Source organism: Methylibium sp. (assembly GCF_031393925.1).
In the GTDB taxonomy this organism is placed as follows: domain Bacteria; phylum Pseudomonadota; class Gammaproteobacteria; order Burkholderiales; family Burkholderiaceae_C; genus Methylibium.
The window spans coordinates 1-10594 of sequence record NZ_JANMWL010000233.1 but is presented as its reverse complement, the minus strand read 5'-3'; the positions used below and the strand labels follow the sequence as shown (position 1 = coordinate 10594).

Genomic DNA, 10594 nt, shown 5'->3' with positions numbered 1-10594 from the left:
CGGCGGCGGCGACTGCGACAAAGACTCGCCTTCGCTGAAGGTTATTGCCGACCACATCCGCGCCTGCTCGTTCACGATCGTCGACGGCGTGATCCCCGGCAACGAGGGCCGGGGCTATGTACTGCGCCGCATCACGCGCCGCGCGATCCGCCACGGCTACAAGCTGGGCGCCCGCCAACCCTCCTTCCAAACGCTGGTCGCTGACCTGGTGCGCCAGTTGGGCCCGGCCTAACCCGAGCTGCAGCGCGCCGCGGCGCGCGTGACCGAGGTGCTGCAGCAGGAGGAGGAGCGCTTCTTCCAGACCATTGCGAATGGCATGGAAATCCTCAATCGAGCCCTGAACGAACTCACTGCGCTTGGCGTCGCGGACGTAGAAGCGCAGCGACGAGCGAAGCCTCATGCAACGCCGCGTGTGAAGCCGGCAGTTTTGAGTGGCGATGTTGCATTTCAGCTCCACGACACCTACGGCTTCCCGCTCGATCTGACCGCCGATGTCTGCCGCGAGCGTGGCGTCACGGTTGACCATGTCGGCTTCGACGCAGCCATGAAGCGCCAACGCGAACAGGCGAGGGCGGCCGGCAAGTTCAAGATGGCCACCGGCCTTGACTACAGCGGCAGCCCGACCACCTTTCACGGCTACGAGCACTTGCTGCATGACCAGGCCAAGGTCACCGCCGTCTATGTCGACGGCTCCCCGGTGGCGAGCGCCAAGGCCGGCGACGACACCGTGATCGTGCTCGACCACACGCCCTTCTACGCCGAGAGCGGCGGCCAGGTCGGCGACAGCGGCGAGCTGCGCAACGGCACTTCGCGCATGCTGGTCGAGGACACGCAAAAGATTCAGGCCGATGTCTTCGGCCATCACGGCCGCGTCGTCGAAGGCGAGATCAAGGTCGGCGATGTGCTCGATGCCCGCGTCGAAGCCGAGCACCGCGCCCGAGTCGTGCGCAACCACAGCGTCACCCACCTGATGCACAAGGCGCTGCGCGAGGTGCTGGGCACGCATGTGCAGCAGAAGGGCTCGCTCGTCAACGCCGAGCGCACGCGCTTCGACTTCGCGCACAACGCGCCGATGAGCGACGCTCAGATCCGCGAGGTCGAGGCCAAGGTCAATGCCGAGGTCCTGGCGAACGCGGCGACGCAGGCCCGCGTGCTGCCGATCGACGAAGCGCAGAAGCTCGGCGCGATGATGTTGTTCGGCGAAAAATACGGTGACGTGGTGCGCGTGCTCGACATCGGCAGCAGCCGCGAGCTGTGCGGCGGCACGCATGTGCAGCGCACGGGAGACATCGGCCTCTTCAAGATCGTCGCCGAGAGCGGTGTCGCGGCCGGCATCCGCCGCGTCGAGGCGATCACCGGCGATAACGCGCTGGCTTATCTGCAGTCGCTCGAGAGTACGGTCGGCGGCATCGCCGCCACGCTGAAGGCCGCGCCTGCCGAGGTGCCGGGGCGCATCAGCGCGGTGCTCGACCAAGTGCGTGCGCTCGAACGGGAGCTTGCGGCGCTGAAGGGCAAGCTCGCTTCCTCGCAAGGCGACGAGTTGTTGGCGCAGGCGGTGGACGTGAAGGGCCAGAACGTGTCGATCAAGGTGCTGGCCGCCGTGCTCGACGGCGCCGACGCCAAGGCGCTGCGCGAAACGATGGACAAGCTCAAGGGCAAACTCAAGAGCGCGGCCATCGTGCTGGCCGCGGTCGAAGGTGGCCGGGTGCAGCTCGCGGCCGGCGTGACGGCCGATCGGATGGGCACGATCAAGGCCGGCGAGCTGGTCAACTTCGTGGCGCAGCAGGTCGGCGGCAAGGGCGGCGGCAAGCCTGACCTCGCGATGGCCGGCGGGAGCGACCCGTCGCGGCTGGATGCGGCACTCGCTTCGGTGCAGGCTTGGGTGGCCGAGCGGACATAAGCGGCATGAGCGCGGCATGAGCGCGAACGCGATCACCATCCGTCGCGCGAACCCGCAGGATGCGGCCGCCTTCGCTCGCATCATGGGCGACGCCGAGGTTTATCCTGGTTTGTTGCAGCTGCCTTACCCCAGCGAGGAGCGCCTGCGCGTTTGGCTCGCCGACATGCAGCAAGCGGGCCAGCCCGACCTGCTGCTGCTGGCCGAGCGCGGTGGCAACGTCGTCGGCAGCGCGGGCTTGCATCCGGCGGGCAATTCACTGCGGCGCCGCCACGCGATGTTCCTCGGTCTGTCGGTCGTCAGGGAGGCACAGCGCCTGGGTGTCGGCAGCGCGCTGATGCAGGCGCTGTGCGACTACGCCGACGGCTGGGCGCATGTGCTGCGGCTGGAGCTGACGGTGTACGTCGACAACGTCGCGGCGATCGCGCTCTACCGTAAGTTCGGCTTCGCGGTCGAGGGCACGCACCGCGCCTATGCCCTGCGTGATGGCGCCTATGTCGACGCGCATGCGATGGCGCGGCTGCACCCGCGCCCGCCGGTCTTGCCGAGCGTGGCCTGAGAGCGGCCGCCACCGCATCAGCGCATGCGTCGCGACCCTCTTGCATCACTGGCTGCGGCAGGGTTTGCCGGGGTCGTCGCAATGGCAGTGGCAATGGCCGGGATCGCGTCGGCGCAGCGCGCCGAGCCGGTGTTCACCGTGCCGCCCGCGGCTGTGCTGGACGACGCCGACGTGGCGCCCCGTTCCGAGGCGCAGCAGCGCGCCGAAGACGCGATCGCGCTGTTTCGCAGCGTCTGTGCCGACGCGCCCGGCGAGACCACCGCGCAGGTCGATCGTGCGCTGGCGGCCGGCCTGCGGCCGCATGCGGGCGAAGGCGGCAGCGACGCCGATGCGCTGCTCGGCGGGTCGCCCGGGCAAGTGTTTGCGCCGCCCGGTCGCGGCGCCGTCTTGCAGGTAGCGCTGGCCGAAAACGGCCGCTGCACCGTCTGGGCCGAGCGGGCCGAGGGGCCGGCGGTGAAAGCGGGCTTTGCCGGCGTGATCGACACGCTGCGCGCGCGCGGCGCCAAGGTGCGCGTGATCGGCGAGCGCATCGTCGAGCGCGGCGGCAGCTGGCGCCAGCAAAGCGCCTTCGAGGTGCGCGACGAGCATGGCGCGCGCAGCTTCGACGCCGTCACCTTGCTCGCCGAGCGGCCCGGCATGCAGGTACTCAGTTCGGCGCCGCGTGGCGCCGGCTCCCGCACCGTCAAGCCTTGACGAGCCGGCGCAGGCGCTCGGTGCGCCCTTGCTCTTGGTCAGCGTGTGGCCCTGACCACGGCCGCGACCGCGCTGCCGAGTTCGATCACCGCCAGCGCGTAATAGCTCGATTGGTTGTAGCGCGTGATCGCATAGAAGTTCTGCGTGCCGGCCACATAACTCGGCGCCGCGCTGCCGTTTTGCAGCTCCACCAGCGCGAGCGGTCCGTCGTGCTCGCGCCCCGCCGCGTCGAGAGCGGCACCGTAGTCGGCCAACTGCGCGGCGCGAAAGCTCGGGAAGATGTCGGGCCCGAGCAAGGTGGCGCGGTCGTCCGCCCCGCTCGGAATCGTCACCGCGTAGTGCGTGGGCATGTCGCGCTGCCAGCCGAACTCGGCCAGGTAGTTCGCCACCGAGCCGATCACGTCGGCCGCGCTCGCACGCAGGTCGGTGCGGCCGTCGCCGTCGAAATCGACCGCGTACTTCAACCACGAACTCGGCATGAACTGCGGCATGCCGATCGCGCCCGCGTAGCTGCCCAATGGCGCGAGCGGATCGACGCCCTCGGTCTGGCACAGCACGAGAAAACTCTCCAGTTCGTCGCGAAAGAATGCGCTGCGGTCGCGCCGTGCCTGCTCGACCGGGAAGTCGAAGGCGAGCGTGGCCAGCGCATCGATGACGCGAAAGTTGCCCATCTGGCGGCCGTAGATCGTCTCGACGCCGACGATGCCCACCACGATCTCGGGTGGCACGCCCCAGCGTTGCTCGGCCTCGCGCAGCACGCGCTCGTTGTCGCGCCAGAACGCCACGCCGGCCGCGATGCGCACCGGCTCGATGAAGCGCGCGCGGTAGGCGGCCCAGTTCTTGGCAATGCCGGTGGCCGGCGGGGTGATGAGCCGCACCACGCTCGGCACGAAGCGCGCCTCGGCGAGCGCGGCTTCCACCCGGTCGCGGTCGAGCGCGTGGCGCTCGGCGATGTCGGCGGCCAGCGCCAGCACATCCTCGCGGCGGCCGTAGGCAGGCATCTCGCTGGCGCTATCAGAGCGCATGGCGGCGGGCTTGCGGCGCGGCTCGGCGGCTGACGCGTCGAGCCCTGGCAGGGCGCCGCCCACGGCGAGCAGCAGCGCCAGCGCCATGCTCGTGGCGGGGCCGGAGATGCCAAAGGGAGGGGAGGGTCGGGTCGTCGTCATCGCAGCGGAAGATTGAAAAGGGGCCGCATCGCCTGCAGTGCCGCACGCGCCAGCCGGCGCGCCTCGGCGCTGGTCGCATGTCTTGTCAGTGGCGCGTCGTTGCGCGCATAGCGCAGCGCATCGAGCGCGTGCAGCGCAGCCACAACGGGCTCGGCAGCAGCGCCGGCACGTGCGTGCAGCGCGGCGGCCAAGGTGCGCGGCGGCGTGCAGTCGCCTGCCGTCACGCCATGCGCCACAGCGGCGCGTCGCACGCGCGCATAGGCACTCAACCAAGGGTCGCTGCGCCGGTGGTCCCACCAGGCCCAGCCGGCGCCGAGCAGCGCCAGGCTGCTGACGATGCCCAGCAACAGCAGCACGAGATCCTGCCAGCTCGGACTCTGCAGCCCCAGACGCTGCAGCAGGTCGACCTGCGCGCTGCGCGAGTAGTTCAGCACCCACTGGTTCCAGCGGTTGTTGGTGGCGTCCCAGAGCGCGCGCAGGCGCAGCAGCGCGTCGGGCGCGAGGCCACCGAAGGCGCTGGCGACGAAACCGGGCGACGCCTCGAGCGCACGGCTTCGCTCGATGCGATCGGGCGCGACCGCCGCGGTCGGGTCGGCGCGTCGCCAGCCCACGCCGGGCTGCCAGTACTCGGCCCAGGCATGCGCAAAGCTCTGGCGCACGACCAAGCTGCCGTCGACCGGGTTGCGCTCGGCACCCTGGTAGCCGGTGACGATGCGCGCCGGCACATCGAGCGCTCTCATCGCCACCACGAACGCCGCCGCGAAGTGCTCGCAAAAGCCCAGCTTGCGGTCGAACCAGAACTCGTCGATCGCGTCGCCGCTCTGGTCGTCGTCGTAGACGCCGGGGGTGAGCGTGTAGCCGTAGCCCTCGGTGCGGATGCGCGTCATCAGCATGGCCGCCAAGGTGGGCGCATCGGCCAGGGCGTAGCGCGGCTCGCGCCGCAGTGCCGCGGCCCAGGCGAGCAGGCGCGGGTTAAAGCCCGGCGGCAGCTCCAGCGCGTCCTCGAGCCGAATGTCGCGCTCGGTCGGGCCATGCAGGAAGCGCGGCCAGGATTTGGCCGTGTAGCGCAGCCGCTCGGCGACCGGCCGTTCGGTGACCCAGTGCAGGTCGTCGCGCCGCAGCGCCCGCACCCCGTCGAGCGGTGGCAGCTCGGGCGTGGCCTCCAGCGCCGGCAAGGTCGCCAGGCGCAGCGGCTCGAGGGTGACTTCAATTTCGACCGGCTCGCCCTCCACGCGCAGGTTGGCGCGCGACGCGCCGCGCTGCGGCAGCCGAGAGCCGGCGACGCGCCAGGTCTCGCCGTCGAAGTCGGCCAACACCGGGCCGCGAAAGTACAGCGCTTCGGGGGCGGGCGGCGTGCCCGAAACGATGCGCAGCCGCATGGCGATGCTGGTGTCCAGCGCCAGCTCGGCGATCATGCCCATGCGCATGGTGCCCGAGAGACCGGTGGTGGCACCCGCGTCGCCGGGCATGCCCCACAGCGGCGCGACGCGCGGGAACAGCACGAACAGGAGCGCCATCACCGGCGCGCCGAACAGCGCGAAGCGTCCGGCCAGCACCGCGGCCTGCAACAGGCTCGGCTGGCCGACCGGCATGTGCGCCAGCACCAACGCGGCCAGCAAGCCCCAGACGGACACCAGCATCGCCGCGGCGATCGCCATCGATTGCGAATACAGAAAGTGCGTGAGCACCAGGAAGAAGCCGAGAAAGAACACCGCGAAGGCGTCGCGCCGCGCGCGCAACTCCAGCGTCTTCAGCGCCACCAGCACCACCAGCAGGGTGACGCCGGCTTCCTTGCCGAGCAGGGTGCGGTGCGTCGCGAAGGTCAGGGCCACCGCGGCGGCGAGTACCGCGGCCAGCACCCAGCGCCCCGGCAGCGGCGCACTGCGCACCGCCAGCGCGCCGCGCCAGACCAGCATGATGGCGGTGAGCGCGCTGCACCACGGTGGCAGATGGGTGGTGTGCGGCAGCACGGTCCAGGCGATCACGCCCAGCAGGAACAGCGTGTCGCGCGACTCGCGCGGCAAGTGGCGCCAGCCGGGCCAGGTCATGACGGCCCCTCGACCGACGGGTACATCGGCCACTCCCCCGCGGGGAGGCGGGCCGGCTTGGGAGCGGCCCGGCGCTCGGCCCGCGTCGCTCGGGACGGGAGCGCGCACATCATGACCACAGCGCCAAGGCCTCCAGGCTGCTGCGTCGTTGTGCCTCGCCATGCGCCGGTGCCAGCTCGCGACCCGGCAGGCGCAGGCCCCAGGCGAGGCCGCCGCGTTCGCTGGCGAGCACCCAGGCGGCGAGGCGCGAGAGACGGTCTTCGGGCGCCAGCGAGCCGGTGGCGGCCCAGTCCAGCCACAGGTCGTGGCGCGCGGCGCTGCTGGTGTCGCGGCTGACGAGTTCGCCGCCGGCTTCGAGCGCGCGCGCGGCCTTCTTCCAGACCACGCGCTTGAGCGGATCGCCGCGGCGGTAGGGGCGCACGCCCTCGAGTTCGCCGCCGTCGCGGGCCCACAGCGCCGTGCTGGCGCTGCCCACCGCATGCGCCGCCGGCAGCGCTGCGGCCGGTGTTTCGGGCCGCGGATAGGCCAGCAGCGACGAGGCCGGGCGCCACTCGCTCCAGGCGCGAAACAGGCCGAGCGGAAAGCGTGTTTCGAGCACCACCGTCGGCAGCGCGAGGCGGCCGCGGCGCGCGGCGGTGAAACCCAGTTGCAGCACCGCCTGGCCGCCGGCGGGCACGTCGGTCCAGCTCCAGTGCGCAGCAGTGCCGCTGCCGCGCAGGCGCGCGCCGATGCCGTGCCGCGCTCGCGCGCTGCTGCTGGTGAGCACGCAATCGAGGCTGGCGCTGTCGCCGGCAAACACCGGCTGCGGCGCGCGCAGGTGCAGGGCGAGGCCGCGCAAGGTGGCGTGGGTGACGTGCATCGACACCACGCCGCTGCCGGCGAGCAGGAAGGTGAGCACGTAGCCCAGGCTCAACTGGTAGTTGATGGAGGCGACCAGCAGCACCAGCAAGGTCGCGGCGAACACGCAGCCGGCGCGCGTGGGCAGGATGTAAACGTTGCGCTGCGTGAGCTCGAGCGTGTCGGTGGGCGGGTGACGCGCCGACCACCAGGCGCGCCAGAGTTGCCGTGGCGAGCGCATATCAGGCCGCCCTCGGTGCGGGCCATCGGCGCGGGGCGCGACAGGTGCTGTGAGAGGTGCTGTGAAAGGCGCCGCGATTCGTGCCGGGGCAGGCGCCGCGACACCCGCCGCGACGCGTGCCGCTTGCCCGCCGCTGGCTGCGGCAATCGGCGCTGCTCGACGGCCATGGTTCGCCGTGGCCAGCGCGGCCCGTGAGCCGACGCGCACACCGGCTCACGGCAGCGCCACCGCCGCGAGCATGGCGCGTACCTGCTCGCGTCGTCCGCGACCCGCGCCCGCGACCGGCTGCAGCCGGTGCGCGACGGTCTGCGCGGCGACGGCCTGCAGGTCGTCGGGCGCCACGTAGTCGCGCGCGTCGAGCAGCGCATGCGCCTTGGCGGCACGCAGCAGCGCAATGCCGGCGCGCGGCGACAGGCCTTCGACAAACCACTGGCCGCTGCGCGTGGCGGCGATCAACGCCTGCAGGTAGTCGAGCAGCGGCTCGCTGGCATGCACGGCAAGCACCTGCTGCTGCGCGGCCTGCAGCTCGGTGGGCGTCATCACCGGGCGCAGGTCCTGGATCGCCTCGCGGCGGTCACGCCCGGCCAGCAGCAGACGTTCGCTGGCACGGTCGGGGTAGCCGAGCGTGATGCACATGAGAAAGCGGTCGAGCTGGCTCTCGGGCAGCGCATAGGTGCCGAGCTGGTCGCTCGGGTTCTGCGTGGCGATCACGAAGAAGGGCGCGGGCAGGGCGCGCGTCTCGCCCTCGACCGTGACCTGGTGCTCCTCCATTGCCTCGAGCAGCGCGCTTTGCGTCTTGGGGCCGGCGCGGTTGATCTCGTCGGCCAGCAGCACCTGCGCGAACACCGGGCCGGCATGGAACACGAAGCTTTCCTTGCCGCGTTCGTAGATCGACACACCCACCAGGTCGGTGGGCATGAGGTCGGCGGTGAACTGCACGCGCGAAAAGCGCAGGCCGAGCGAGACCGCCAACGCATGCGCCAAGGTCGTCTTGCCGACGCCTGGCACGTCTTCGATCAACAGGTGGCCACCGGCCAGCAGGCAGGCGAGCGAGTCCTCGATCTGCGGGCGTTTGCCGACGATGATCGTGCTAATCTGGTCCACCAGTCGGTGAAGGCGGGCGTGCAGGTTCATAGCCGCGCACCATAGCCGAATCGACCGCCCCCGATCACCCAGACCGCCCGAAGACGGATGGCCACCGCCTACTACACCCACCCCGCCTGCCGCGTTCACGACATGGGCGCCGGCCACCCGGAAAGCCCGCAGCGCCTGGACGCGATCGCCGACCACCTGATTGCCACCGGCCTGCTCGTCGCGCTCGACGCACGCGAGGCCGGCGCGGTCTGCGAGCGCGATCTGGAACTCGCGCACGACGCGGGCTACGTCGCCGCGATGCGCACCTTCATGCAGCAGGTCGATGAGCGCGGCACCCGGCGCTCGCTCGACGCCGACACCGTGGCCGGGCCCGGCACCTGGCAGGCGGCGCTGCATGCCGCGGGTGCCGCCGTGGCCGCCACCGATGCGGTGCTCGACGGCGAGGTCGAGAACGCCTTCTGCGCCGTGCGCCCACCCGGCCACCACGCCACACGTCGCCAGGCGATGGGGTTTTGTTTCTTCAACAACGTCGCCATCGCGGCGCGCCATGCGCTCGAGGTGCGCGGCCTCGATCGCGTGGCCATCGTCGACTTCGACGTCCACCACGGCAACGGCACCGAGGACATCGTCGCCGGTGACGAGCGCCTGTTGATGGTGAGCTTCTTCCAGCACCCGCTCTACCCCAACAGCGGCACCTGCCCGGCCAGCGACAACCTGCTCAACGTGCCGCTGCCGCCGTACACCAAGGGCCCGGAGGTGCGCAAAATGATCGAGGCGCTGTGGCTGCCGCGGCTCGAAGCCTTCGAGCCGCAGATGATCTTCATCTCGGCGGGCTTCGATGCGCACCGCGACGACGAGCTCGGCCAGCTCGGCCTGGTGGAGGCCGACTACGCCTGGATCACCGAGCGCATCAAGCGCGTGGCCGAGCGCCACGCCAACGGGCGCATCGTGTCGTGCCTGGAAGGCGGCTACAACCTCGGCGCATTGGCGCGCAGCGTGGCGAGCCACCTGCGCGTGCTGGCCGACGTGGCACGCTGAGCGCCGGGCCGACGCGCGCATGGCAGTGGACGGCCGCATGGCCCGACCGATGACGCCCGACGAGCTCGGCGCCCTGGGCCGCGCGCTGCTCAGTCGCGACGCTGCCATCGAGTTCGCCGTGCTGCTGGGCTGCCTCGCGCTGGCGTGGCTCGCCTGTTGGCTGCTGCGGGGCCGTGCACCGCAGACGCTGCACAGCCGCTCGGTGCTGTTCGGCGAGCGGCTGGTTGACGGCGCGCTGTTTCCGTTGCTGGCGTTCGGCTTGGCGCTGCTCGCACGCGAACTGCTGCCGGCGGACGTGCCACCGGCGCTGCTGCGCATCGCCATCGCGCTGCTGTTCGCGCTGGCGATCATCCGCCTGGTGGTGCGCGTGCTGCGGGCGGCCTTCCCGGAGTCGCAGCTGGTGCGCATCGCCGAGCGCTGGGTGTCGTGGGTGGTGTGGATCGGTCTCATCTTGTGGATCACCGGCGTGTTGCCGCTGATGCTCGACGCGATGGAGGGCGTGAGCTGGAAGGTCGGCAGCACCAGGATCTCCTTGCGTGCGCTGTTCGAAGGCGCCTTCAATGCGGTGGTCGTGCTCGTGCTGGCGCTGTGGGTGAGTGCGGCGATCGAGACGCGGCTGCTCAAGAACCGCAGCGACAACCTGTCGGTGCGCAAGATGGCCGCCAACGCGACGCGCGCGTTGCTGCTGTTGGTCGGCTTGCTGTTGGCACTGTCGGTCGCCGGCATCGACCTCACGGCGCTCAGCGTGCTCGGCGGCGCGCTCGGCGTGGGACTGGGCCTGGGGTTGCAAAAACTCGCGAGCAACTACGTGAGCGGCTTCGTCATCCTGGCCGAGCGTTCGCTGCGCATCGGTGACCTGGTCAAGGTCGACGGCTTCGAGGGCCGCATCACCGACATCAACACGCGCGCCACCGTCATCCGCGCGGCCAGCGGTCGCGAGTCGATCGTGCCCAACGAGCTGCTGATCACGCAGCGCGTGGAAAACGCGACCTTCGCCGACAAGGCGATGCAGCATTCGGT

General features: G+C 71.0%; 8 protein-coding genes and 1 pseudogene. 5 read left to right on the top strand and 4 right to left on the bottom strand.

What is annotated here, in order from left to right:
- The 3 genes and pseudogenes from alaS to RMO12_RS12330 all read left to right on the top strand — a co-directional run.
- A pseudogene (gene alaS, locus RMO12_RS12340) lies at positions 1–1900 on the top strand (alanine--tRNA ligase); the annotation flags it as partial.
- Positions 1901–1916: 16 nt separating this feature from the next.
- The gene (locus tag RMO12_RS12335) at positions 1917–2456 is read left to right on the top strand and encodes a GNAT family N-acetyltransferase (protein ID WP_309625733.1); all 540 of its coding nucleotides are present in this window, start codon (positions 1917–1919) and stop codon (positions 2454–2456) included.
- 93 nt (positions 2457–2549) lie between these two features.
- Entirely contained in the window at positions 2550–3149 is a 600-nt protein-coding gene (locus RMO12_RS12330; protein ID WP_309639519.1) for an NMCC_0638 family (lipo)protein, read from the top strand.
- 38 nt (positions 3150–3187) lie between these two features.
- On the opposite strand, the gene mltB is transcribed toward RMO12_RS12330, so the two are convergent.
- From mltB to RMO12_RS12310, 4 genes are all read right to left on the bottom strand, one after another.
- The gene (mltB, locus tag RMO12_RS12325) at positions 3188–4315 is read right to left on the bottom strand and encodes a lytic murein transglycosylase B (RefSeq protein WP_309639518.1); all 1128 of its coding nucleotides are present in this window, start codon (positions 4313–4315) and stop codon (positions 3188–3190) included.
- Positions 4312–6363, bottom strand: a complete 2052-nt coding sequence (locus tag RMO12_RS12320) for a DUF3488 and transglutaminase-like domain-containing protein (protein ID WP_309639517.1) — start codon at positions 6361–6363, stop codon at positions 4312–4314. Before RMO12_RS12320 ends, mltB begins: the two co-directional genes overlap by 4 nt.
- A 109-nt stretch (positions 6364–6472) precedes the next feature.
- A complete protein-coding gene (locus RMO12_RS12315) occupies positions 6473–7441 on the bottom strand; it encodes a DUF58 domain-containing protein (RefSeq protein ID WP_309639516.1) in 969 nt (322 codons plus the stop codon).
- A gap of 213 nt (positions 7442–7654) precedes the next feature.
- Entirely contained in the window at positions 7655–8575 is a 921-nt protein-coding gene (locus RMO12_RS12310; protein ID WP_309625728.1) for a MoxR family ATPase, read from the bottom strand.
- 57 nt (positions 8576–8632) lie between these two features.
- Between RMO12_RS12310 and RMO12_RS12305 the strand changes: the two genes are divergently transcribed.
- Together RMO12_RS12305 and RMO12_RS12300 are read left to right on the top strand one after the other, a co-directional pair.
- A complete protein-coding gene (locus tag RMO12_RS12305; protein WP_309639515.1) occupies positions 8633–9574 on the top strand; it encodes a histone deacetylase family protein in 942 nt (313 codons plus the stop codon).
- A 37-nt stretch (positions 9575–9611) separates the two neighbouring features.
- A partial coding sequence (locus RMO12_RS12300) for a mechanosensitive ion channel domain-containing protein (protein WP_309639514.1) occupies positions 9612–10594 on the top strand: 983 nt, incomplete at its 3' end.